A 23725-nucleotide genomic window follows, 5' to 3' on the forward strand; every position below is an offset into this window, starting at 1 on the left:
GGATGAATATCGAGACGTTTTTAAATACGTTACATTTCTATCCAGATCAAGCAGCGCCGAAGGATTGGGAAGTGAATTGGCAAGATGCACCTCTTCCATATAAGTTGTATCGTCATTTACCATCGATTCCATTATCTGCAGAAATTCCTCTTTCGTTAAAGAATAAAGAAAAAACGCATATGAACCTTGATACAATTGGCCACTTTCTTTTATACACATATGGATTGACCCACCTTTGTCATACTGCTATGCCAGATACGGAAGAAGACCATGTTTTTATGCAATCTTATCGACGTTTTGTTCCATCTGGTGGTGGCTTGTATCCAAATGAATTATATGTATATTTGAACATAGAAGATGTACCTACTGGTATTTATCATTATGATGTCGCTCATCATCGTCTTGTTTTACTAAGAGGTGGGAATTTTGATTCATACGTTACTCGTTTAGCTGGGAATCAATATGATATCTCTTCGTGCTTTGCTACTATATTTGTTTCTGTGATGTTTTGGAAAAACTTTTTTAAATATCATAACTTTTCGTACCGATTGCAAGGGTTAGATACAGGCGTACTGATTGGGCAATTGTTAGAAGTTGCAAAGCGATATCAATTCGAAACAAGCGTACAATATCAATTTTTAGATCAAGCAGCAAATCATTTACTTGGTTTATCAGAACAAGAAGAAAGTATATATGCAATTATTCCATTGGGAGAAAAGTTACTTCAGTATGAGATAAATAGAAATATTTCGTCTGACTCTCTTTGTAATGAGATAGAGAGCATTCAGAATGCACATTATGTGCGATCAAAGCAGATGATAGAATATCCTTTGCTATTACAAACAAATAAAGCAGTTTTTTTACAATCTACAAATTCATTCCAAACATCAAAAAGAAAACGAAATAGAATTCAATACGGGAAAGGATGGTTGCTACCAAAAGCAAATCGTGTAACCGATGACTTTATAGCAGCGTGTAGAAGAAGATATTCTCCCGAAATGGATTTTACATTTAAAAAACTTAGTCAAGAAAAGCTCATTCAGTTACTTTATAACACAACAACTTCTTTTCCGTATCGAAATGATTCAGTAGGAAAGGATGTTTTATTATATCTTTCTATATTTGGTGTAGAAGGTATGGAACAAGGGGCCTATGTGTATAACGGTACAGACCATTCGTTACAGCTTGTTCATTCTGGAGATCACCGTTTATTATTACAAAATGCGATGACGATGCATAATGTCAATCTCTTTCAAGTTCCACTTTGTATGCATATAGTAGGAGATAAGAAGTATGAAAAAGAACAACTTGGTTATCGTGGATACCGCATGCAGCAAATGGAGGCGGGTATTTTGTTACAAAAACTATTACTAGCAGCATCCGGGATAGGAGTTGGTGGACACCCACTGCTTAGTTTTGATGTAAATACATGTGAGCACTTATACCGTTTACATGAACAAGAACAAACAACATTGATTCAAATTCCAATCGGATTTTATGAAGAGAGAGCGTGGCTGAGAGGGAGTTTGCGAAGTTAAAAACGAAGTAGACAGAGAAATTCGGATCTCTGTCTATTTTTGTTGTGATAAAAACTGTTTTATTTGAGCTAAATGATGCTGATCATGCTCTACAAATTCGCTCATTAAATAGAGTACAGTATATCGCTCATTTGTTTTTGGGCAATGTGTATTGTTATTAATCGTAATAGGTTCTAATATCGAATCTTTCATATTTAGCAAATCCGTAATTAGTTGCTTCCTTGTTACTATAGATGTATGTACTAATTGAGAAAAAGAAATTGTTGCAGCAAATTTTTGAGATGCAAAATTATATTCATCGTGAGACGGGAAATGAATAATTCGTTCGTGTAAAGCGCTAGGAATAGCTACTTCTAATAAAAATATATCCCATCTATAAATGTGAGCAATAATTTCTTTAATTGACCACCTTTTTTCTTGTATAGGTGTTTTGGCCAAATGTACATCAATATGTTTTAATTCTGTTAGAGAATCAATGAAGAGAAGATAATTTTTTAATGTGTAATTGTCCATGAATACATCTCCCTGTTGTTTAATCTTATATTTATTATATAAAAATAATCACACGTATATAAGGAGTATTTTCATAGAAACAATAACAATTGTAGTGATATGATAAAAGTAGATTCATTTTAAACATAAGGGGTTTTTGAATTGACGGCATATGAAAAATTAATTTCATGGGTAGAAGATATAAAAATAAGTAATCATAGTTCTGCAGCAGCACTTTTCATTATGAAAGATAATGAAGTTGTGTTAGAGCATTATAGTGGTACTCATTCAAATGAAGCAGGAAGTAAACCGGTAACAGCAACATCACAATTTAATGTTGCTTCTAGTAGAAAAAGTTACTTAGGGCTTGCTGTAGCGCATGCATTGTATGAAGGAAAGATTAAAAGTTTAGATGATTATGCAATAGATTACTTTACGGAATATGATAGAAAATTATTAGGGAAAACAACAATTAGACATTTAGTAACTCATTCACACGGCTTAAATGAAAGGGAAGACGGAACAGTATATAGAGAGTTTGAACCTGGAGAGAGCTGGGCTTATCGGGATATAAATGTACGTATGATCACTAGTCTTATTAACAGTTTATACGATAAAAGTTTTCCAAAGTTATTAAAAGAGAGAGTTTTCACCCCTGCTGGTTGGAATGAAACAGCTTGGCAAACAGAATATCATAAAGATTTAGTGAATGTCATTGTAGAAGCAAATGAGAAAGCAACATGCCCAATTGCCAAAACAGACGATGGAACAAAAAAGAATTTATTTGTATCTGCTAGAGAGTTTGCATATTGGGGCAATCTCCATCTAAATAAAGGTTATGTAAACGGAAAACAAATTGTACCAAAAGAAGTGATTGAACTTGCGACAACCATACAAAGCCCACCATACGAAAATGAAACTTTACCTCAAAACGGATTGTTTTGGTTCGTACAACATTCACCGGCGCAGCAAAGTGAACTAGGTGAGAGAGTTCCGAAAGGTTCGTATCAAATATTAGGTGTAACAGGACCAACAATTTTAGTTATTCCTGAATATAACGTTGTTGTTGCCAAAATGTACAACAAACGATATAACTACGGCGGAGATAATTACTTATATTATTTACGAGAGTTTAGTAATTTAGTTGCTGATACGTTTGCTGGTGAAAAATAATAGCCTTTATAAGGAGGGTATACATGAACATTCAATTAAAGGTTGTAACGAGAGAGAATTGGAAAGAAACATTACAGTTACAAGTATGCGAGGAACAAAAAAAGTTTGTACCAACAGTAGCAGTATCACTTGCAAAAGTATATATTAAACCAGATGGAGATCATGTAGAGTACATACCATTGGCTATATACAATCAAGATAAAATTATCGGGTTCATTATGCATGCTTTTGAAAAGAATACATCAGACATGTATTGGATTAATGGCTTTCTAATTGACAAAAAATATCAAGGAAATGGATACGGAAAAGCAACTTTGAAGGAAATAGTCAAGTGGATTACGGATCAATTTTCTCAGTGTGAAGAAATTCGTTTAACCGTACATAAAGAAAATGTGAAAGCAAAAAGATTATATGAAAACTTTGGGTTTGTATATTTAGGTTATACGTATAGTAACGAACAAGTCTATCGTCTACGTATTTGAAAATAATATAAAAAGGTGAGGGTATGCAATTTAACGAAGTGAAAATTGAAATATTTATTCCAGAACCGTTTATTGAACAATTACGAGATGAATTACATAAAGTTCATGCATGTAAACTAGGCGATTATGATCATTGCTTATCCTATAGTACAGTAAAAGGATATTGGAGACCGTTACAATCTGCATCGCCCTATGATGGAGAAATTGGTCAAATATGTGAAGGACAAGAGTGCAAAGTAGAAATACGATGTAACAAAAAATATGTAAAACACGCACTTACAGTAATCCGTCGTATTCATCCGTATGAAACGCCGATGATTTATGTAATTCCGTTACTTAATGATTATTTTGAAGATATGTAACAAAAAGAGGTTATCTATTTGCGATAACCTCTTTTTACTATAATGCGTTATTTAATTTTCTTATTTTAAAGAAATTAGATACAATCATGCTAATTACACCTAATACAACAATTGCTATACCTAAGTTTTTATGTTCACCTTGGAATAATGGAACATCTGAAATTACGTTTGCCATGCAAAGCCCTAAAAAAATTGCAACTAGACCGAAACCGACGAATAGTTTACCGAAAACTGTATGTTTTGGCATGTAACCCCTCATTTTGTATATATTTTACAATTTATATAAAGAAAACAAAAGACATTTTAACTGTTTTAAAAACTATAGATAAAAGGGAGGGATGGAGTATGAGTTTCAGAGAACGTTTTAGAGGAATAAATCTATCTTTGGTAGAATTCAATGTGTTAGCAATTTATTTATTAAGAGGTGAGAAAAGATGTCTAAAACAAAACAGCAAGTACTAGAGATTGCAAAGAAACATCATTTGCAGCTAAGAGAAGAAACGCTTGTATGGAATGAATCAGGTCTTGATTTTCAAGTTGCGTTTGCTATAGATGATAAAGGAACGGAATGGGTACTACGTCTACCAAGGCGTGAAGATGTTGTTTCTAGGACTGAAGAAGAGAAGCGCATATTAGATGTTGTGAATCCATATGTAGACTTTGAAGTTCCAAATTGGGCTATTTATACAGATGAACTCATTGCGTATAAGAAGTTGAGTGGTGTACCAGCAGGGACAATTGATCATGATATACAAAATTATGTGTGGGAATTTGATGAGAAAAATGCACCTATTTGTTATCATCAATCACTTGGGAAGATACTAGCTACTTTGCATCAAATTCCTTATGAGCAAGCAGCTAAGGCTGGATTAACAGTTCAAACTGCTGAGGAGCTAAGAGAATCTATGAAAAGTCGTATGGATGCTGTAAAGAAACAGTTTGGTGTAGGTGAAGCGCTATGGGAAAGGTGGCAAACGTGGGTTAACAATGAAGAAATGTGGCCAAAGCAAACAGGATTTATTCACGGAGATATTCATGCAGGTCATACATTAATTGATCAAGAGGGAAATGTAACTGGTTTAATTGATTGGACAGAAGCGAAAGTGACAGATATATCAAATGACTTTGTGTTTCAGTATAAAGCTTTTGGAGAAGCAGCTTTAGATGAACTTATTCACTCGTATGAACAAGCAGGAGGGTATCGTTGGCTACTTATGAAAGAACATATTATTGAACTAGATGCAGCATATCCTGTAGCAATTGCTGAGTTTGCGTTAAAGTCTAATCTTGATGAGTATAAGCAGATGGCGAAAGAGGTTCTACAAGTCACGGAATAACTTATTAATAAGAATCAAACAGCATATGCAATCACTGTGAAAATATCGAAATAAACGAAGCAGCTTATTGAGTAAAAGGGAGAGACAAAATTTTGTATAAATACACGTTATGCTTTATTAGACGAAACGATGAATTACTCATGTTAAATCGAAACTACGACCCTGTCAAAGGACTATGGAACGGCGTCGGAGGGAAGATTGAAAATGATGAAACGCCTTTACAAGCAGCTATTAGAGAAATAAAAGAAGAAACAAATATCAATGTAACTTCTTCACAAGTTCATTTTAAAGGAATCGTAACGTGGAATTTTGATAAAGTATTCATAGGAGGCATGTACGTATATGTAATTAACTTACAAAAAGACTACATATACGAAACTCCTATCAAAATAGACGAAGGCATACTAGACTGGAAAGAAATCTCATGGTTACTTAGTGAGTATAACTACGGAGTCGGAGAAATGATTCCTCACTTTTTACCTTACGTATTACATGATTCAGATGTCTATGAACATAAATGTGTCATTGAAAATAATAAGTTAGTAGATTATAAGTGTGTAACATTAAATTCGTTTGAAGACGTATACGAGTACGAAGCAGCAAAATCATTGTAATTATCATAAATTCCTATAGGAAGTAAATACGTATGATTTCATTAAAACACTCCTTCAAACGGGAGTGTTTTGCTAGTAAGGAGCAGCTATACAGGGGGAATTATATATGCAAGGAATTGTTGGTATTGATATAGGGGGAACGTTAACTAAAGTTGCTTATTTTGACTATAATTATGAGTTGCAACTTCACTATTTTTATTCAAATGAACTTTCCAAAGTAAGAGATTGGATAAAAGAAAACACCTTTATAAATGAAGTATGTATTACTGGTGGAAAGGCGGAGCAATTTAAGCAAGTTATTGCTTCAGATTCGCTACACACAAGCTATATTGTAGAATTCGATGCAACTTGTTTAGGGGTTCAGTATTTGTTGAATAAGGCGGATTATTCATTAGATAACTATATAATTACAAACATCGGCACCGGAACGTCTATACATATTGTGAATAATAGTGGGTATTTTCGAGCGGGAGGAACTGGAATAGGCGGCGGGACTTTAATGGGTTTATGTCAGTTATTAACTGGACTGAGTGATTTTAAAAAGATTATAGAGGTATCGAAACATGGTTCTAGATCACAATTAGATATAAAAGTAAGTGATATTTATAAAGGAATAGTTTCACCCGTAGATGGAGATTTAACAGCGAGTAACTTTGGTAAAGCTTTTTTAGGAGATGTTGTTCATAGTGAAATATCAGACGTTACGGCAACCGTGCAAGGTCTAGTTGGAGAAGTGGTCACAACTTTAAGTATTTACATTGCTGAGACACAAAATATAGATAATATTATTTATATAGGATCGACCTTATCTGATAACGAACCATTAAAAACAATTATAGGTAACTATACAGCAAAGAATAATAAAAATCCTATCTTCTTAAAAGATCATGGTTTCAGTGGCGCTGTTGGTGCGTTGATGAGGAAAAGGAATTTAGCTGAATAGTGTCATGTCTAAATAAGTATGAAGTTTTCCAACACTGATTCTTAAATGGATCAGTGTTGTGTTTTCATGAGAGGGGATATATAGTGAACTTTAACTGATTTTAAGTAAGTTTATTATTTTTTAATTAGTTAACATAATATTTATTATAGGTAGTTATAGAAGAAAACGTTTTTTCATCTCTAAAATTAAGTAAACTATACTTTTTGAGATGAGACAGGAATTTTAAGAGATACGTAAACATATTGTACAGTTTAAGTTGATTATTATTTTTGTTATATAAAGCACGCTTCATTAAAATCACAGCAAATCCAGCGAATAATTACACCGATTAAATTTTATATACATACAGTTTGTAAATGATCTATAAACAAAAATGTATTCGTTATTTATATTCTGTTTGTATTTTGTGTTTGCTATATGTTTTGATAACTATTCATATTTATATACCATACCTCTCATATGTTAGCTTTTTTTACTTGTAGTTAACATAATGTGTTTATAAAATAAAAAGTTCTCCCTTATATATCATTCAGGAAGAACTTTTTATAATTGATTAGCATTGAATGCTTTTTATCAAATTATGAAAGAAATTCTTTTGTTTTGTTACGATAAATTGCTATTAATCCTTCAACAAACTGTTCACGTCACCATATTTCGTCATGACCGCCTTGAAACTCATAATAAGTAGTTTTATATTCTTTTTCTCTTAAAGCTCTATATAGGCTTCTATTTGCTTCTAACAATGGTTCATTTTCTAATGTACCCGCTGTCATGTAGATGTTTAATGGGAGTTTGCTGCTTCTTTGAATTTGCTGCTCTATCCAATGAGATGTTTCTTCATGGTTTTCTTTCTTCCAATGAACAGATCCTGATAGTGATAATACGTTTCCGAATGTATATGGATATTGAATAGCTGCATACATTGCTGTCAGTCCACCAAGACTTAGCCCAGCAATTGTAATATGATTTGATTTTTGCTCTACACGATAGTTCTCTGCAATCCAAGGAAGTAGTTCTTCTATTAAAAATGCATTCATTTGATCGTTATAAGTCAGTTCAGCAAACCGATCAACATGATGAATACCTACAATAATGCATGAAGGTATTTCTTTTTTATAAATAAGGTGATCTAGTGTATTTGCTGCTTCAAGATTTTGCATAAATGAGTGCACTTTAAATTCGTTTATAGTATAAAACTGTCGTGTGTAATTCACCATTTGCTGAACGAGCATAGTCAGGGATTTTTCCGCACTCAATAAAACCGAGTGATACATAAAGTTTGTTTGAAAGATCGCCTTCTCTTGTATCTAATGTTAAAAGTAAGCGATTTTCTAATTTCGCCCTCTCTTCTGCTTTTTGCATGAGTACACGACCTATTCCATTTCGTCTAAAATTAGGATGTGTCATTAATTTTCCGATTTCCGCACGGTGAGTTCCGTTTTGTTTGCTACTTACATGTAGTTGAACGCTACCTACGATTTTGTTATGTATTTTTACAACGAATACAATTATGTTAGGCTGTAAAAGGTTTTCCCAGTATGAAACCGCATCTTCTTTATTCATAGGTGGTAAAAAGCCAATCGACGCTCCTTCGTCTACTACTTGTATTAAAAGCTCTGCTAGTTCCTCAATATTTTCGTCTATAGTCGTTAATTCTTCTAATTTTAATGTATGAATCAATTGTCTCCCTCCTCTTTTCTATAAGAATTTCTATTTGTAAACGTCTATTTCCTTTATACAAATAGTGTTTATGCTTGTCTATTATGTGAACAAATAAACGCCACATAGCTGCTTCCTAAGTGGCGTTTTGTTTCTTTATAAAAGATAATACAGCAATAGTTTACGAGTTCTCTCGTAAGCTGCATAATCTCTATAAAAGGTTGGATATTTTTCTATGTGATTCTCTATAATATGATACTGCTGAAATCTTTCAAAGAACGAATAATGAAGTAATTTTATTTGCTTATATGGTATTTTTGAGCTTTTATTTAATAAAACATAAGATAAAGTACCCGAAATATTCATCCAATATGTATTTAAATCACCATTAAAGCAATCATCTTCTGAAAATATGTGATTTCGCTGCATCTTTTCTGTATCACGATACGGAAAAGGTTCTCGTAAGGAACTATGTAATTTTTGTAACTGTTGAAATATCGTCTTTTTCCCTAAAACTTACTAGTTTCTCCCTTCTGTCCATGATAGTAAGTTTTCATATTTTGCTTTTGCATCCCTATATCCAAGTTCATATAAAGCAATAAGTTTGTCTTTATTTCGTTCAATTCTACTTACGTCTAATTGTTCACTTGGTTGAATAATAAATAAGTTATCCTTTTGTTCTTTAGTGTTCATATAAGATAGTGTTTCATTATACGTATAATAATGTGCTATTAAACTATCTGCCATTTTTGGATAACGTCGATATAAAAATTTCGCGGCTTTTGCATATTTGCTAGGTTGCTTTTGAAACCCTGGCGTTTTCGTCATAATTACAACGTTCTTTAAAAAACCATCCTTTTGCGCCTTACGAACAGGAATTGGATCTGATATCCCTCCGTCAAGTAGTTTCTTTCCACTATACTCCACAACTGGTGCAATAAACGGAAGTGAACTTGATGCTCGAATAATTTGTAAGATGTCCTTTCCGTGTTCTTGTTTATTATAATAAGCCGCTTGTCCTGTTTCACAATCTGTCGTTCCTACAACAAACTGCTCTTGCTCGTTTAAAAATGTTTGAAAATCAAATGGCACAATTTTATTTGGAATTTCATCAAATAAAAAGTCCATCCCAAAAAGTTCTCGCTTTTGTAAAAAGTTACGAAATGATATGTAACGATGATCATGAACTAATTCTGTATTTACTTTTTTGTTACGTCCTTGTTGACGAGATGCATAAGAAGCACCCATACATGCTCCGGCAGAAACGCCGATTACATATGGAAAGAATAACTCTTTTTCCATAAAAAACTCGAGTACCCCTGCTGTATATAAACCTTTCATGCCTCCGCCTTCTAATACTAATCCGATATCTTTCATGCTATACGCCCTCTTCTTTTTATTTAGAAATACGAAATAATTTTATTTTAGCACAAGATACTAAGATTACGTTATTATAAAGCTTCCATATCGTTCCATCTGAATTTTTATACAAAAATAAAAGTATAACACCCGAATATTTTGGAACAACATGCAATATTTTCTTTTAAATATACAATTTACCTTTTTATGATTTTGTCATATAAAGCTGTAAAGCATCTGTAAGTAGCTGTTTTTGATAGCTTGTTTTACGGTGTATTCTATTGGCCCAATCTTCTATTGTTAATAAATCTTCATCACGAAATAATCCTTCACTTGTACTAAGGAAACTTTCCCAATTGCAAAATTCCCAATGAGCATCATGTTCTGTTGATTTCACCTGTACTTTAGCTGCTGGAAAAAATCCACTTAAAATTTCATCTGTATAATCTTCAGAGTTACTATCGATTAAAATTGGATCTAGCCATTGATCACCTAAATCACATAAATACCTCCTCCCTTTTTCATCTAACGTAATAACAGCAACATGAGCTCGCTCTGTATGTAAATGACGACCAATTGGATATGCTGTAATCCCATCGTTCTTAAATTCGTCTAATAACCATATCGCAAGATCAAAACAATTTCCTGTTATTCCATATTCTTCCCTATGTTCTTTCATAAGAGAAACGCTTCTTTGCTTTTTTGTTGTTCCTTTTTGGTAAAACCATGCTTTCGTTAATGTTTCCATCGGGAAGCTATCAAACTTCCGCCACGTTGTCACAATATAATTTGGAGCTAACATTTAAATCACCTGCTTTTAAAAATATCAAACTATTTAATTGCTAAATTACCATCCTAATCGATTAGCAAGAGTAGCAATATGCGCAGTATGATGTTTTCCATGCCATGCATACAAACCAATTGCAACTTTTAACTTAGTTGCTCCTGTATCAGGGTGATAAAAAGCTTTTTCTAAATCAGCAGCAGATAGTGAACGAAGTAAATGTGTCCATCTTGTATGTAACGACTCTAATAGAGTAAGTGACACTTCGATTGGCAGCTGAGAATCAGATAGCTCAGCCCACTTTTCCTCCATATACGGCTTAATTGTTGGGTTTTCTTCAGTAAGAGCTAGTTTAAAGCGCGTATAACTATTGATATGACTATCCGCGACATGATGAACAACTTGACGAACAGTCCATCCACCTGGACGATATGGTGTATTTAGCTGCTCTTCGTTTAAATTTTCCGTAGCGACCTTTAATTTTGTTGGTAATTCCTCAATTTCCTGAATCCATTTTTCAATAGAATCTATTTCTTCTTTATATGTAAACAAACCGATTGGATAACGTAAATCCATGCTTAATCCCCCTTGTTATTGTTGCCACGTATAATAAACAAAGCTTACTTTTTGTCCACTTATTTCAAACTCTTCTTTATCTGTATCTATATACCGAAATCCATTGTTTTCAAGCACTTTTTGAGACGCTATATTATGAGTTGTTGTTTGAGCTTTGATTTGCTGAATCCCTTTTTGTGCTACCTGATCTAATAATGATCGTAATGCTTTACCCGCAATTCCATTTCCAGTATAATTCGCTCCAATTCTATATCCGAGATACCCGAGGTTTTCCGAAATATCAATATCTGTTAAGTTAATTCTTCCAACGATAGCGTTTTGCTTATTTCGTATTAAATAAAAGTAAGAACTTCCTTGAGTTTGTTCGTCTAATAAACTTTTTAATTGAGCTTTGAAATTTTCAAAATGGTAGTAACCGTCTCCACGAGGTGGTACAGTTTCTTCAAAAAACTCTTTATTTACAAGTTCAAACTGAAATAGTTGCTCTGCATCAGACATTTGCAGTGGATGAAGTGAGATATTCAAGTGTATCACGTCCTTTATTTAATTATTGTAATAGATACATTATTTGGTAACAATGATAAAAAACACTTAACTAGATAATGATTCAAATATTCCAATATGGTTCCCCCAAGGGTCAGTAAATGTACCCCATTTAACGGGAACTCCTTCACGAGAATGTAATTCGAAATTTTCAACATGTAGTTCCCCTAGTATTCTTTCTTTTTCATATTCTATATTTGTGACACCAAAACGTATAGGTCCATTTCCTTCGCTTGGGATTCCTACTGAAACTTGTAACCAACATTTCGGGAGTAGTTCCCACTCAGCAAAACCCTTATGTGGGATAAAATCAGGATCCTTCTTTAATAATGTTTTATACCACTCGACACCTTTTGAAAAATCACTAACACGTACTTGTACTGTCATTTCATTTATCACTCTTTTACACACCCTTTTTATATTTTTTAATATTGTTCATATATTCTGTTGTTACTAAATTATTTCCTTTAAACAAAAATAAAACCCCTTGCCATCACAAAGAGTTTTAAAACACACCGGTAAACTGCAAAGTTAAAATTAAAAAGCCAAGTGCCCATACATAATAAGCAAATACTTTTAAAGAGTGATGTTTTAAATATTGAATCATCCATGATACTGCGATATATCCAAAAAATGCAGCGGAGATTGTTCCAATAATTAAAGGAAGTGTAGAAATTTGCTCTGCTTTTCCTTGAGCGACGTCAGCAAATTGTAATACGATAGCTCCAACAATAGCAGGTGTCGATAGTAAGAAAGAAAAATATGCAGCTGTCTCGCGGTCTAGTTTTCTCCATAAAGCAGCAACGATAGTCATTCCGGAGCGAGAGATCGCTGGGAAAATAGCAAATGCTTGAAAAGAACCGATAATAAATGCATCTTTATATGTAATGTCATCCATTTTCTTGTGACCTTTCTTTCGTTTATCGGCCATGTATAAAAAGAAGCCGGTCACTAAAAACTCCCATCCGATGGTGACACCTGTTTTAGAGATATCTTCAAAGAAATCTTTAAATAGTAGTCCGATAATAACCGCAGGGATTGTTCCAACAATTAATAAGAAAGTAAGCTTGGAAAACGGATTTTTCAATAAGTATACAAATTCTTTTTTATAGTAAATAAACACAGCAACTAACGTTCCAATATGAAGCATTGTATCTAAAAAAAGACCAGCTTCGTCTAAACCGAAAAGGTGTCTTCCTACATATAAATGACCTGTACTACTAATTGGTAAAAATTCTGTTAATCCTTGAATAATCCCTAAAATAAACGCTTCTAACCAGCTCATGAATGTCTCCTTTCATGTTTGCTTGTACCAGTATATGCGTTGTTTTTGTTGTTATGAAAAGAATGTATGGCTCTATGCTATAATGATAAAAACTTATGGGGAGAGATGAATATGGGAGAATTATTTCTTTCTGGCGGCGGAAATGCAAAACAAACATATGTTATAGATACACATTTTGTAAGAAACATCCGTAAAGATAAACCATTACTCTATATTCCAATTGCAATGGATGCTTCACGATTTGATGATTGTTTGACATGGATACAAAATGTTTTTAATCCGTTAGGCATACAGGAAATTGTAATGTGGAAGGATGTGAAAAATAAAAATATAAAAGATTTACAGCAGTTTTCCGCAATATATATTGGGGGCGGAAATACATTTCGATTATTAAAAGAGTTTATGGATACAAAATTTACCGAAGTTATAAAAGAATACGTAGCAGCTGGGGGTATTGTATATGGCGGTAGTGCTGGTGCGATTATTTTGGGAGAACATATTATGACATGTGGCCACATGGATGAGAATGATGTGAATTTACATACATATACAGGGTTACAACTTGTAAATGGCTATGCAATTTGGTGTCATTACAATGAAGGAAATGATTTGTTGATCCAAAACTATATGAAAAAATATGAAACGCCTGTTATATGCTTGCCGGAAGAAACAGCGGTTATAGTAAACGATTCTGTAATAAAAGTAATTGGAGACAAATATGCGTATACGTTTCGGGATGGTGGTAAAACTATATTTCATCCAGGTAACGTCATTACATAAGGAACGAAAAGTTCCTTATGTAAAAAGCTGATCGACCTCTTCTTTCAATATCGTTTATCTAATTTTTAATTTATATATAGATTGCTGATAACTATTTTCTGCGTTTTGACTAATAAATCCCGTCTTTTTATATAAAGCGATCGCTTGTTCATTCTCTTTTTCTACTGTTAAAGATATAACCTTACATTTATGATGTGTTTCCTTTATAAATTCAATTATTTTATTTAGAGCCTGTTTTCCATATCCCTTACCTTGTAATTCCTTGTCAATTTGAAATCCACCAATCCAATAGTTATTCTCACTGTTTGGTGTATAAGAAATATAAAACGCCCCAATTATTTTATTGTTTTCATATAAAACATAAGGGTCTAAAGCCTCATCCCAAGGTTTTAAATAAGCAAACGCTAGTGATTCTGCAATATTTGGTACAAATGATTTTTGACCTTCGTGTACGGATAGTCCAAAAGCTTCTTCCCAATTGTCTTTTGTAATTTCTTTTATACAAATATCGTACATTATGTTTCTCCTGTTCATTTAATTTATTTTTTCATAATCTATAAATGTATTTCAACATGAAATTCCGAGTTTCCTTTCAAAAAAAGAGAAGCTAATTCTTTTATGAATAGCTTCTCTACATTCTCACCAAAAGTGGTTACCAGTTTCTAATGCCTCGACATTAGAATATTTTAATGTTCTTGTAAAGCATTACTAAACTTTTAGTGTTTTAAATCAGAATCATCTGTCGAAGTATCCGTCTCTTCCATTCGTTGTTCTTTTAAATTAAAGTATGAGTCTAAGATTTCTTTTCCAATTAATGAATTGATACCACCTTTATCGTTATAAACCCACGGAACCACTACAGAAAATGCTACTTCTGGATTATCTTGTGGCGCATACCCGACTAATGTTAAATTGTAACATTCAACACGTGCACCTTTTTCATTTCTTCCAATTTTATCATCCCCTCCATATACAGTCTCAGCTGTTCCAGTTTTACCGGCTGGATTATGTGGAGAATTTTGAAAGTATTTAACGCCAGTTCCATCACCTTCCTGGAAAACCCATCCAAATCCTTCTTTTACTCGATTAATATATTCTGATTTTACATCAACTCGATTTAATAGCACGGGTTCCGTAGATTGCATAACCTTTCCAATCTCCCCTTTCTTCATTGTTGACTCTCGAATCTCTTTTACAATTTGAGGTTTCATTCGATACCCACCATTAGCAATAGTTGAAATATATTGCGCCAGTTGCATCGGTGTATAAGTATCATATTGTCCAATAGAAAAGTCTAGTAAAAAACCAGGTTGGCTATCTACTTGTCTCGTTTGTCCGGTTATTTCATTTGGTAAATCAATTTCAGTTGGAACCCCTAAACCAAATTGTTTAAAATAATGACGCATTGTGTCGAATGCGGATTGTTTAATATTTAATGTACTATTTGGTACATAATTAACTCCAGCTATCTGTAATGCTGTATGGAACATATATACATTAGAAGATACTTGTAAGGCTCTTAAATCATTAATATTTCCAAACCCTGATACATTCCATGATTTTTTAGCCGGTGTACCTTTAAATTTCATTGGTACATCATAAAATTGTTCCCCTATTGTTCCCCTATTAGTATGGCTCCTGTTTCATACCCAGTTAATAAAGTAGCTCCTTTTACAGCTGATCCCATCTCATAAGAAGTTATTATGTTACCTAATGCAAAATCTTCTACTTCTGTTTTACCATTTTCCTTCACAAGTTTTTTACCAGCCATAGATAATAACTGTCCACTTTTTGGATTCATCATGACAACAAAGGCACGATCCATTAATGGTTCTGAACTTTCGAAAGCTCTTAAATTTTTTTCTATAATTTCTTCTACTTTCTTTTGTAATTCTATATCAATTGTTAATGTTAAATTATTACCACTTTGTCCTTTAGAAACTGTTTCTGTTTGAATAATATTTCCTGATTTATCCGTATTAATTTTCATTTCTTCCTTTTCCCCTTGCAATACACCTTCATATTTTTGTTCAATATAACTTTTCCCAACCCGATCATTACGATCATAACCGCGAACTAAATAAGAATCTAAATGTTCTTGAGGTAATCCTTCCTCGCTAGTTGTTACCCTACCTAATACTGAACGAAATAAAGTGCCGTTTTCATAATTACGTTCCCAGCTAACTGTTGCATCTACACCTGGAAACCTCTCTAAACTTTCACTTACTATCGCATATTCTTGCTCTGTCGCATCTTCTTTAATAATTTGTGGCGTCATTTGATAACCAAAGTTCATTTTATTTTTAATTGTTAACACTTTTAAATGCTGTGGTGTTAATTCTTCCAACTCTTCTGCTGTAATACGATCTCGCCTTAAATTTTCAACTTTTTTGTCTAATTCTTTTCCTACTATGTTCTGTTTTTTCAACTTTTCTATATCATGCTTACTAATTTTTGCTTCAGTGCGGTCCTTATTTAATTCCATCCAAAAATCTTTTTTATCTATCTCGGTTACTTTATTTATATCTTTTTCTGGAATTTCGAGTACATTTGCAAGGTCTTTCGCAATTTTTAAAACCTCTTCTGAATTGACTCCCTTTGATTTTGTATAAGTAATGGTACGAAGGGATTTATTATCCACAACTATTTTACCTTCTCGATCATATATTTTTCCCCGGGGGACTGGAATACTTACTATGTCATTCTTTTGTAATTCATTCGCGTAAGTCTCTCCATTAATAATTTGTACTCTTCCTAACTGCACAACAATAAATGAAAATAGTAAAAATACACAAAGGAAAAGTATGTTTAATCGAGGGGAAATTTGAGTCTTCTGTTTGTTTCTTATTTGTTTTTTCATATATCCTCCATCTCCATTTTTAGTGAATTTTATGTGGGTTATGATTTGGTATACAAATACAAGGTTGTCCTCTATATGTTTTCTTGAGTTAGAAAGATTAGATTGATAAGCTGAATTCCTCTTAATAAACATACATAGAGACCTGTTTTTAACATCTTTTTTCATTATGACCGTATATTACGCACCACTTTACTTTCCTGAAGAATCCCATTACATTTAATAGACAATCTAAACGATATAGTTGTTCCATATTTGCAAAAAAAAATAATAAATCTTTTGATAGAATAAAGTTTGAATGAAGGAGGACCGTTATGTTACATATAGAAGAAAAAAAATGGAGGGTTTTAGCGGGACTCTCTTTCTTAGGAATCATTTTTGTAATTTTATTTAAAACAAATTTTATTGCGTTTAATATTACAACTACTCCAGCTGAAAGAGGTAAAATTATTGATCAAAACGGAGTAATCTTAGCTACAAATAAAAAAGTAAAATCTGTATATTATGTCTTTAATGATGAGTGTCCCTCTAATCAAGAAATGGAAAATCTACTTAGTTTTTTTAATGAATTTTCATTTATCTTTCAACATGATCTTGATGTGGATGGTATTAAACTACAATTACAGAACTTTTGTAAACAGCCTTACAAAGGTGAAATGCTGTTATACTCAGACATCAGTGATGATGAATTTTCATTGTTAAACAAAAAGCAACCGCAAAATGTAATAATTAAAAATGAATTAATACGTATATACCCACAGCATGAAATAGCTTCACAAGTAATTGGATATGTAGATTCTATGAAAAGTCACTCTAATTCTAATGATTCTCCTGTTGGTATAAATGGAGTTGAACTTCAGTATGAAAATGACTTGAAAGGAACACCAGGAAAAACCTTCACGTTTAAAATTCAAAATAAAAAGTTCATATGGAATATGCAAAGTCCTAAAAGAGGAAAGGATATTCAACTAGCACTAGATTATAAGCTTCAGCAAAAAACAGAAGAAGCACTAAGGTCTCAAATTAAAAATACCCCTGATGCGAATGAGGGTTATGCTGTAGTAATGGATGTAAAAACAGGGGAAGTATTAACTATGGCTAATGCACCAACCTTGGATTTAAATATAGTAAAGACATATTTATTACCACCGGAAAAAGAAAATATAAATTTGTTTTCTCAAAATAAAACAATCCAAACATTAAAGTATGGTGAATCCTTTGTAAATATGGGATCAACAATAAAACCTCTTACGATTTTAATTGGGTTAAATGAAAAATTATTTCAACCTACAGATACGTACTTAGATAAAGGGACTTTTCAATATAATGAACAAAATAACATCACTAATAATGCAGGGACTCCTATTGGTGCAATTACACCTAGTCAAGCTATTATCAATTCATCCAATACATTTATGACAGCACAAGTGGCAATTCCCTTGTTCAATCAAAATAATGGTGATTTAGACAAAGTAGCAACCATTTGGACAAGTTATTTAAAGCAGTTCGGTCTTCGCTCCAAAACTGGGGTTGACTTACCATTTGAAGAAAAGGGACAATATGGATTACATAAATCCAGTAATTTTGAAAATGGAGTTTCAGCTTTATTAAATGCATCATGGGGAGGAAACGAGGCACATACTCCACTCCAACTCGCTCAATACGCAGCAACTCTTGCAAATAAAGGGGACAAATATAAACCTCAAATTGTTCATGCAATCATTGATAAAGATGACAAAAAAATGAAAGAATTTAAACCTATTTTAAAAAGTTCGGCTCATTATCCTTCAAGTTTCTGGAGCGTTTTACAAGACGGAATGAGTCATAATATACAAGAGATTCAAAATTTACCCTTTGACGTAGCTGGTAAAACAGGAATAACAACTTTCACAGACAAGCAAGGGAAAATCATACAACATTCTCTTTTTATCGCATATGCTCCTGTGAACAATCCCCAAATCGCTATTTCTGTTGTTCTGCCCGGCGGCGCTTCCGGAACAAAAGGCGCCTCTTCCGTTGCAGCTGAAATCTTAAGTGCTTGGGATACCCAAATAAAATAAAAAGCAGGTTCATTTTCTTGAACCTACTTTTTTTACCATAAAAAGTCTATATTTTTTATTTTCCACGTACCATTACTGTTTTTTTCAAAAGTGAAAGAATATTTGACATCAGTTGAAATTTTATTTTTTTCTACATAACCTGTATAACCATCAATAGTAGTTATTTTTACATATCCTTCATTCTTTGCTTTTTCTGGAATCCAAGCTTTCACTATTTCATTAGACACCTGATATAATACGTGGGAATTCAATTTTGGTTCAGCTAAAATTTTTGTTTCTTCTCCAGTAACTGTTGCATATATATAACGTTCTTGTTTTGTTTGATTACTTTCTGCCAATCCACTTGGTATTTTATATAATGTTTTGGCATCATTTACAAATTCGCCCCCCATTGCAAGAGCTACTTGTAAATAATTAAACATACTTTCATCCAATTCCCACTCATTTTTATTATACTTTGCCCCTTCAAAAATAAACTCATCATCCAGCGCTTTATATAAATCGTTCTCATTTTTCAAATTTGTACTTTCATATAACTCACTTATAAACTGTCTTAGTGATTGATCTTCATAAGATTCGTCTTTTATCTTAACTTCAATTTGGGTACTGCTTTGGACAGGTGGTTTATTTTCATCAAACCAAAATTGTTGAAAATTCAACAGTACAACAGTAAAAACAAGGACCGCTGCAATGAAGAATCTCTTTTTACGAAATGGTTGCCTATGCCTAGAGGGGGTACTCTCTCCATTTTTGTGTATAGATTGTTTTATCTTATAAATAAATTCCTCTTCATCTTGCCGTTTCGTCATTGGACCATTCTTTAATTCTTTATACCAATTCGGCTTTCTATTATTGTTCATGATTCGATGCATCCTCCCCTAGCATTTTTGAAACTCGTGCCCGAGCCCGATGTAACCTAGATTTGACAGTTCCAATAGATACTCCCAATGTTTCAGCTATTTCCTCATAGGATAATTCATATTTTGCATCTAATATTAATACCTCACGATGTTTCTTTGGAAGTTTTAATATAGCATTCCAAATTTCCCCCATGTCTTCTTTGCGAAAAAATTGTTGTTCTGCTGAAGGAGTTTCCTTATCATCTCTAAAGAAACTTACTAAAGAAACCCTTTTAAAATAGGAAGATTTCAAATAATTTAATGCTGTATTCCTTGTGATTTTTAATAACCATGTTTTTACAGATGATTGATTTCGAAACGAATTCCAATTCTTAAATGCTTTTATAAATACATCTTGCGTTATATCATCAGATAGATGTGTATCCTTTGTAATAATAAACGAATAATTCCAAACATCTTGCCAATGTTCTTTTATAACATGATCAAATTCATCATGAGTATAATTTTCAATAACCTGATATTCCATTTCAACACCTCAACCCTAGCTGAATACGCATAAAGACTGTCCTCTCTTTTTATAATTGACTCATCATATAGACAAGTTAAGTGCTTCTTTTGTTCCATTTTTCTTAAAAATAATATTGATAAGGTTTTGATGTGAAAATTCAAAGTACTTGCGACTCACTTAAAAAAAGAGTATATCGATTATATTTTAAAAACTTCACCCTTCTCTATAATTCTCCAGAAGGATAACATCTATTAGAAATGTTATAAATTATTCTTAAGTAAGTGCTCTATATCTAGACAATAAGTTAAACTTTCTTAATTTCTTTATGGAACAATCTTGTTACTTAGGTTGTCTATTAAGTGTGATTAAAAAAACTAATGTTCAATATGAAAGGAATGATGATTTTGAAAAGTTCAAGGATGATAAAAATAGGTATTTGTGTTGGTGTACTAAGCCTAAGCCTTGCGAGTGTAAAATCCTTTGCAAGTAAACCATTACAAGTAGAAGCAAAAGAAGAAACAAATAAAACTCAACATATAGATTTTGCGATTCATCAAGGGTTTGTTCAACTTGAGAGGAAATTTGACGCTAGACTAGGTGTCTACGCTATCGACACTGGTACAAATCAAACAGTAACTTACCGACCTAATGAGCGGTTTGCTTACGCATCTACTTACAAAGCTCTAGCGGCTGGAGCCATACTACAGCAAAACTCAATTGAAAAATTAAACGAGGTCATTACCTATACCGAAGAGGATTTAGTTACGTATTCACCAGTTACAGAGAAACATGTGGATACTGGGATGACACTTGGAGAAATTTGTGAGGCTGCTATTCGTTACAGTGATAACACCGCTGGAAACATTTTATTTGAGGAATTAGACGGACCTAAAGGATTTGAAAGGACACTTAGACAGATTGGTGATAAAGTTACCATAGCTGATCGCTTTGAGACAGAGTTGAACGAAGCTATTCCAGGAGACATTCGTGATACAAGTACACCAAAAACACTTGCTACTAATCTTAAGGCTTTCACGGTCGGGAGTGCGCTTTCAGCTGACAAACGGAAAATTCTTATCGATTGGATGAGCGGAAACGCTACCGGAGACAAGCTTATCCGTGCTGGCGTACCAGAAAATTGGGAAGTTGCTGATAAGTCAGGGGCTGGAAGCTATGGGACAAGAAATGATATTGCAATCATTTGGCCACCAAATAGGGCACCTATTATCATTGCAATTCTGTCCAGCCGAGATAAGAAAGATGCTACTTATGATAATGAATTGATTGCTCAGGCTACCAAGGTCACAGTTAATGTACTCAAGTAATCATATTCCAATTTCCGCATTCCTTTATTCTGTATTATCTAGAAGATAAAACAAAAAAGCGATTCTTTTTGCTGTGAAGAGAATCGCTTTTTTATACACTTATCATTTCCACTATAAAAATAATAACTTAGTTATCTTCGAAATACTGGTGCTATTCCGCTTATAAGTTACACCCACCACATCTGTGAAGGCTTTTCTTCAATTAAAATAGATTGAAGATTTGTTGTTGCACGTTTAAATCCTTCTTGAATAGACATGAGTGGATCTTCGTGTTCGATACTTACAACATAATCATAGCCATATGTACGCAGTGCACTCATCATTTGCGACCATTCTTCTAAACTATGACCACAACCAACAGAACGGAACGTCCAAGCTCTCGTTTTTACTTCACCGTATGGCTGCATGTCTGTTAAACCATACATATTTACATTATCTTGATCAATGTAAGTATCTTTTGCATGGAAATGATAAATTGCATTTTCTTTCATTAATAACTTAATAGCAGCTACAGGGTCAATTCCTTGCCACCATAAATGGCTAGGGTCTAAGTTAGCACCTATCGCATCACATGTTTCTTCACGTAGTTTTAACAATGTATATGGTGTATGTACTAAAAAACCACCGTGAAGTTCTAAACCGATTTTCACGTTATGTTCTTTTGCGAATTCACCAACTTGTTTCCAATATGGAATGAGCTTTTCTTCCCATTGCCACTTTAAAATATCATTGTATTCATTTGGCCATGGTGCAACAGGCCAATTCGGATATTTTGCGTTTTCATGATCGCCTGCTACGCCTGAAAAACAATTTACAACAGGTACGTCTAGTAGTGAAGCTAGTTGAATGGTTTTTAACAACGTTTCATGAGATTCTGTTGCAAAAGCAGCATCTGGAGATAATGGATTTCCGTGACAACTAAAAGCACTAATGATTAAGTTTCTTTTTTGTATTTGTTCTATATATGCTTTTCTTGCTTCTTCACTTTCTAATAATACATCCAAGTTACAGTGCGCTCCTCCAGGATAACAACCTGTTCCAATTTCGACTGCATGTAGACCGGCTGCTTGTACATAATCTAGCATGTCTTCAAATTCCATGTGAGAGAAAAGTGTTGTAAATACTCCTAATTTCATCTATTTTTCCATCCCTTCTTCTATATATGTATTATTACTTTCATAAATTGCATCAATAATTTGTGATACTTGCATCGCTTCCTCAGGCTTTATAATTAATTCTTCATCATATAAGCAAGCTTTTACAAAGTTTTCTGCTTGTAGAATTCCTGGGTCAGTATCTTCTGCTATCCAAACTGGCTCACTATTTAACAGCATATTATGCTTTGTTGTATATAATTCGATTGGAAACACACTTAGTCCACCGTTCACTCCAGATATACTTACATGTTCCTCATCATCTTTAATATTCGCTGCCCAAGAAGTCTCGAATAACAATGATGCACCATTTTCGAACTTTATGTATGCGGTAACATGATCATCAACCTGAAATGTTTTATAATCGTATTTCCCCCATGTGTTTACTTGATTTGGTAGTTTACTAATGGCATTATATGCGCTACCGATGATTTCTGTTTGCTTTGGATTTCCAATTAACCAAAGTGCTAAATCAAGAAGATGGCAACCGTAATCTATTAAACTACCTCCACCTTGTAATTCTTTGTTTGTAAAAACGCCCCAGCCTGGTACTTTTCGGCGACGCAGTGCTTTTACACGAATGACAAGAGGTGTACCGATCTCTTCTATCATCATTTGTTTTGCAATTTGCGATTCTTTCATATAGCGATAATGATAAGCGATAGCGAGTTTTTTATCGTTGATTTTTGCTGCTTCTATTATTTTTTCGCATTCTGCCGCTGTTAAAGCCATCGGTTTTTCGCATAATACATGTTTACCTGCTTGTAATGCTGCAATCGAAATCTCCGCATGAAATTTATTTGGTGTACAAATACAAACAGCATCAACTTCCTTTAAAACTTCTTCATACGTTTCAAATACATAAGGAATGCTATATGTTTCAGCGATTTGTTTTGCTCGTTCTATGTTTGTGTCATGTATTGCTGTAATCGTACAATATTCATGTAACTTTAAAAATGCCGGGATATGACGACCTTGTGCAATCCCTCCGGCCCCTATTATTCCGATGCGTAGTTTCTTCATTTCTTCACCTT

At 33.3% G+C, this 23725-nt stretch carries 26 protein-coding genes and 1 pseudogene; 10 read left to right on the plus strand and 17 right to left on the minus strand.

The window, feature by feature from the left end; genetic code table 11:
- Nucleotides 1-2: 2 nt before the first annotated feature.
- Nucleotides 3-1538 carry a SagB family peptide dehydrogenase gene (locus BAMA_RS14380; RefSeq protein WP_034640191.1) on the plus strand — a complete coding sequence of 512 codons (1536 nt, stop codon included), beginning with the start codon at nt 3-5 and terminating at the stop codon, nt 1536-1538.
- 33 nt (nt 1539-1571) lie between these two features.
- Here BAMA_RS14380 and BAMA_RS14385 read toward each other — a convergent pair whose 3' ends face one another.
- Nucleotides 1572-2051 carry a DinB family protein gene (locus tag BAMA_RS14385; RefSeq protein ID WP_034640194.1) on the minus strand — a complete coding sequence of 160 codons (480 nt, stop codon included), beginning with the start codon at nt 2049-2051 and terminating at the stop codon, nt 1572-1574.
- Nucleotides 2052-2192: 141 nt separating this feature from the next.
- On the opposite strand from BAMA_RS14385, the gene BAMA_RS14390 reads away from it, so the two are divergent.
- Genes BAMA_RS14390 through cutA form a run of 3 tightly spaced genes read left to right on the plus strand, consistent with a single transcriptional unit; the run spans nt 2193 to nt 4047 of the window.
- Nucleotides 2193-3203, plus strand: coding sequence for a serine hydrolase domain-containing protein (locus tag BAMA_RS14390; protein WP_034640198.1), 1011 nt, complete (start codon nt 2193-2195; stop codon nt 3201-3203).
- 23 nt (nt 3204-3226) lie between these two features.
- A complete protein-coding gene (locus tag BAMA_RS14395) occupies nt 3227-3685 on the plus strand; it encodes a GNAT family N-acetyltransferase (protein WP_034640201.1) in 459 nt (152 codons plus the stop codon).
- A gap of 23 nt (nt 3686-3708) precedes the next feature.
- On the plus strand, nt 3709-4047 hold the full coding sequence (cutA, locus tag BAMA_RS14400) for a divalent cation tolerance protein CutA (RefSeq protein WP_034640204.1): 339 nt from the start codon (nt 3709-3711) through the stop codon (nt 4045-4047).
- Nucleotides 4048-4084: 37 nt separating this feature from the next.
- On the opposite strand, the gene BAMA_RS14405 is transcribed toward cutA, so the two are convergent.
- Nucleotides 4085-4294 carry a hypothetical protein gene (locus tag BAMA_RS14405; RefSeq protein ID WP_034640207.1) on the minus strand — a complete coding sequence of 70 codons (210 nt, stop codon included), beginning with the start codon at nt 4292-4294 and terminating at the stop codon, nt 4085-4087.
- 187 nt (nt 4295-4481) lie between these two features.
- On the opposite strand from BAMA_RS14405, the gene BAMA_RS14410 reads away from it, so the two are divergent.
- From BAMA_RS14410 to coaW, 3 genes are all read left to right on the plus strand, one after another.
- The gene (locus BAMA_RS14410; RefSeq protein ID WP_034640210.1) at nt 4482-5384 is read left to right on the plus strand and encodes a macrolide 2'-phosphotransferase; all 903 of its coding nucleotides are present in this window, start codon (nt 4482-4484) and stop codon (nt 5382-5384) included.
- Nucleotides 5385-5476: 92 nt separating this feature from the next.
- Nucleotides 5477-5998 (plus strand): NUDIX hydrolase, encoded by a 522-nt coding sequence (locus tag BAMA_RS14415; RefSeq protein WP_034640213.1) that lies wholly within the window; start codon nt 5477-5479, stop codon nt 5996-5998.
- Between the two features lie 106 nt (nt 5999-6104).
- The gene (gene coaW, locus BAMA_RS14420) at nt 6105-6941 is read left to right on the plus strand and encodes a type II pantothenate kinase (protein WP_034640217.1); all 837 of its coding nucleotides are present in this window, start codon (nt 6105-6107) and stop codon (nt 6939-6941) included.
- 644 nt (nt 6942-7585) lie between these two features.
- Here the strand turns inward: coaW and BAMA_RS14425 are convergent.
- The 9 genes from BAMA_RS14425 to BAMA_RS14460 form a co-directional block, all read right to left on the minus strand.
- Nucleotides 7586-8101 (minus strand): alpha/beta hydrolase, encoded by a 516-nt coding sequence (locus tag BAMA_RS14425; protein ID WP_051758961.1) that lies wholly within the window; start codon nt 8099-8101, stop codon nt 7586-7588.
- Nucleotides 8102-8114: 13 nt separating this feature from the next.
- Nucleotides 8115-8618 (minus strand): GNAT family N-acetyltransferase, encoded by a 504-nt coding sequence (locus BAMA_RS14430; RefSeq protein ID WP_034640477.1) that lies wholly within the window; start codon nt 8616-8618, stop codon nt 8115-8117.
- Nucleotides 8619-8756: 138 nt separating this feature from the next.
- On the minus strand, nt 8757-9098 hold the full coding sequence (locus BAMA_RS24085) for a YxiJ family protein (protein WP_084158008.1): 342 nt from the start codon (nt 9096-9098) through the stop codon (nt 8757-8759).
- A 21-nt stretch (nt 9099-9119) separates the two neighbouring features.
- On the minus strand, nt 9120-9977 hold the full coding sequence (locus tag BAMA_RS14435; RefSeq protein ID WP_034640220.1) for a patatin-like phospholipase family protein: 858 nt from the start codon (nt 9975-9977) through the stop codon (nt 9120-9122).
- Nucleotides 9978-10164: 187 nt separating this feature from the next.
- Nucleotides 10165-10761 carry a hypothetical protein gene (locus tag BAMA_RS14440; protein ID WP_034640223.1) on the minus strand — a complete coding sequence of 199 codons (597 nt, stop codon included), beginning with the start codon at nt 10759-10761 and terminating at the stop codon, nt 10165-10167.
- A 45-nt stretch (nt 10762-10806) separates the two neighbouring features.
- Entirely contained in the window at nt 10807-11319 is a 513-nt protein-coding gene (locus tag BAMA_RS14445; protein WP_034640226.1) for a YfiT family bacillithiol transferase, read from the minus strand.
- Between the two features lie 15 nt (nt 11320-11334).
- The gene (locus tag BAMA_RS14450) at nt 11335-11844 is read right to left on the minus strand and encodes a GNAT family N-acetyltransferase (RefSeq protein WP_034640229.1); all 510 of its coding nucleotides are present in this window, start codon (nt 11842-11844) and stop codon (nt 11335-11337) included.
- A 66-nt stretch (nt 11845-11910) separates the two neighbouring features.
- Nucleotides 11911-12261 carry a VOC family protein gene (locus BAMA_RS14455; RefSeq protein ID WP_034640232.1) on the minus strand — a complete coding sequence of 117 codons (351 nt, stop codon included), beginning with the start codon at nt 12259-12261 and terminating at the stop codon, nt 11911-11913.
- A 106-nt stretch (nt 12262-12367) separates the two neighbouring features.
- The gene (locus BAMA_RS14460; protein ID WP_034640235.1) at nt 12368-13147 is read right to left on the minus strand and encodes an undecaprenyl-diphosphate phosphatase; all 780 of its coding nucleotides are present in this window, start codon (nt 13145-13147) and stop codon (nt 12368-12370) included.
- A 111-nt stretch (nt 13148-13258) separates the two neighbouring features.
- Here BAMA_RS14460 and BAMA_RS14465 point away from each other — a divergent pair, with 111 nt between their 5' ends.
- A complete protein-coding gene (locus BAMA_RS14465; protein WP_034640237.1) occupies nt 13259-13927 on the plus strand; it encodes a Type 1 glutamine amidotransferase-like domain-containing protein in 669 nt (222 codons plus the stop codon).
- A 54-nt stretch (nt 13928-13981) separates the two neighbouring features.
- Here the strand turns inward: BAMA_RS14465 and BAMA_RS14470 are convergent, their stop codons facing one another.
- Together BAMA_RS14470 and BAMA_RS14475 are read right to left on the minus strand one after the other, a co-directional pair.
- Entirely contained in the window at nt 13982-14443 is a 462-nt protein-coding gene (locus tag BAMA_RS14470; RefSeq protein WP_034640240.1) for a GNAT family N-acetyltransferase, read from the minus strand.
- A gap of 200 nt (nt 14444-14643) precedes the next feature.
- Nucleotides 14644-16787, minus strand: a pseudogene (locus BAMA_RS14475) (peptidoglycan D,D-transpeptidase FtsI family protein).
- Nucleotides 16788-17098: 311 nt separating this feature from the next.
- Here BAMA_RS14475 and BAMA_RS14480 point away from each other — a divergent pair.
- Nucleotides 17099-18844: a peptidoglycan D,D-transpeptidase FtsI family protein gene (locus tag BAMA_RS14480; protein ID WP_034640243.1), complete on the plus strand. Its 1746-nt coding sequence runs from the start codon at nt 17099-17101 to the stop codon at nt 18842-18844.
- Between the two features lie 32 nt (nt 18845-18876).
- On the opposite strand, the gene BAMA_RS14485 is transcribed toward BAMA_RS14480, so the two are convergent.
- Both BAMA_RS14485 and BAMA_RS14490 read right to left on the minus strand, forming a co-directional pair.
- Nucleotides 18877-19704, minus strand: coding sequence for an SH3 domain-containing protein (locus tag BAMA_RS14485; RefSeq protein WP_034640246.1), 828 nt, complete (start codon nt 19702-19704; stop codon nt 18877-18879).
- Nucleotides 19694-20230, minus strand: coding sequence for an RNA polymerase sigma factor (locus BAMA_RS14490; RefSeq protein ID WP_034640248.1), 537 nt, complete (start codon nt 20228-20230; stop codon nt 19694-19696). Before BAMA_RS14490 ends, BAMA_RS14485 begins: the two co-directional genes overlap by 11 nt.
- 380 nt (nt 20231-20610) lie before the next feature.
- Between BAMA_RS14490 and bla the strand changes: the two genes are divergently transcribed.
- A complete protein-coding gene (gene bla, locus BAMA_RS14495; RefSeq protein WP_462934468.1) occupies nt 20611-21537 on the plus strand; it encodes a class A beta-lactamase in 927 nt (308 codons plus the stop codon).
- 167 nt (nt 21538-21704) lie between these two features.
- Here the strand turns inward: bla and BAMA_RS14500 are convergent, their stop codons facing one another.
- Nucleotides 21705-22673 carry a sugar phosphate isomerase/epimerase family protein gene (locus BAMA_RS14500; RefSeq protein WP_034640256.1) on the minus strand — a complete coding sequence of 323 codons (969 nt, stop codon included), beginning with the start codon at nt 22671-22673 and terminating at the stop codon, nt 21705-21707.
- The gene (locus BAMA_RS14505) at nt 22674-23714 is read right to left on the minus strand and encodes a Gfo/Idh/MocA family protein (RefSeq protein ID WP_420834703.1); all 1041 of its coding nucleotides are present in this window, start codon (nt 23712-23714) and stop codon (nt 22674-22676) included.
- Nucleotides 23715-23725 lie beyond the last annotated feature (11 nt).

The sequence above is a fragment of the Bacillus manliponensis genome (assembly GCF_000712595.1).
Lineage (GTDB): Bacteria > Bacillota > Bacilli > Bacillales > Bacillaceae_G > Bacillus_A > Bacillus_A manliponensis.

Excerpts from the sequence above, each read along its gene's own strand:
- BAMA_RS14465 (WP_034640237.1), top strand. The coding sequence starts at position 13,259 with ATGGGAGAATTATTTCTTTCTGGCGGCGGAAATGCAAAACAAACATAT.
- BAMA_RS14445 (WP_034640226.1), bottom strand. The coding sequence starts at position 11,319 with ATGGATTTACGTTATCCAATCGGTTTGTTTACATATAAAGAAGAAATA.
- BAMA_RS14485 (WP_034640246.1), bottom strand. The coding sequence starts at position 19,704 with ATGAACAATAATAGAAAGCCGAATTGGTATAAAGAATTAAAGAATGGT.
- cutA (WP_034640204.1), top strand. The coding sequence starts at position 3,709 with ATGCAATTTAACGAAGTGAAAATTGAAATATTTATTCCAGAACCGTTT.
- BAMA_RS14405 (WP_034640207.1), bottom strand. The coding sequence starts at position 4,294 with ATGCCAAAACATACAGTTTTCGGTAAACTATTCGTCGGTTTCGGTCTA.
- BAMA_RS14500 (WP_034640256.1), bottom strand. The coding sequence starts at position 22,673 with ATGAAATTAGGAGTATTTACAACACTTTTCTCTCACATGGAATTTGAA.
- BAMA_RS14460 (WP_034640235.1), bottom strand. The coding sequence starts at position 13,147 with ATGAGCTGGTTAGAAGCGTTTATTTTAGGGATTATTCAAGGATTAACA.
- bla (WP_462934468.1), top strand. The coding sequence starts at position 20,611 with ATGATTTTGAAAAGTTCAAGGATGATAAAAATAGGTATTTGTGTTGGT.
- BAMA_RS14470 (WP_034640240.1), bottom strand. The coding sequence starts at position 14,443 with ATGTACGATATTTGTATAAAAGAAATTACAAAAGACAATTGGGAAGAA.
- BAMA_RS14380 (WP_034640191.1), top strand. The coding sequence starts at position 3 with ATGAATATCGAGACGTTTTTAAATACGTTACATTTCTATCCAGATCAA.
- BAMA_RS14440 (WP_034640223.1), bottom strand. The coding sequence starts at position 10,761 with ATGTTAGCTCCAAATTATATTGTGACAACGTGGCGGAAGTTTGATAGC.
- BAMA_RS14395 (WP_034640201.1), top strand. The coding sequence starts at position 3,227 with ATGAACATTCAATTAAAGGTTGTAACGAGAGAGAATTGGAAAGAAACA.
- BAMA_RS14480 (WP_034640243.1), top strand. The coding sequence starts at position 17,099 with ATGTTACATATAGAAGAAAAAAAATGGAGGGTTTTAGCGGGACTCTCT.
- BAMA_RS14410 (WP_034640210.1), top strand. The coding sequence starts at position 4,482 with ATGTCTAAAACAAAACAGCAAGTACTAGAGATTGCAAAGAAACATCAT.
- coaW (WP_034640217.1), top strand. The coding sequence starts at position 6,105 with ATGCAAGGAATTGTTGGTATTGATATAGGGGGAACGTTAACTAAAGTT.
- BAMA_RS14435 (WP_034640220.1), bottom strand. The coding sequence starts at position 9,977 with ATGAAAGATATCGGATTAGTATTAGAAGGCGGAGGCATGAAAGGTTTA.
- BAMA_RS14385 (WP_034640194.1), bottom strand. The coding sequence starts at position 2,051 with ATGGACAATTACACATTAAAAAATTATCTTCTCTTCATTGATTCTCTA.
- BAMA_RS14490 (WP_034640248.1), bottom strand. The coding sequence starts at position 20,230 with ATGGAATATCAGGTTATTGAAAATTATACTCATGATGAATTTGATCAT.
- BAMA_RS14505 (WP_420834703.1), bottom strand. The coding sequence starts at position 23,714 with ATGAAGAAACTACGCATCGGAATAATAGGGGCCGGAGGGATTGCACAA.
- BAMA_RS14425 (WP_051758961.1), bottom strand. The coding sequence starts at position 8,101 with ATGCAAAATCTTGAAGCAGCAAATACACTAGATCACCTTATTTATAAA.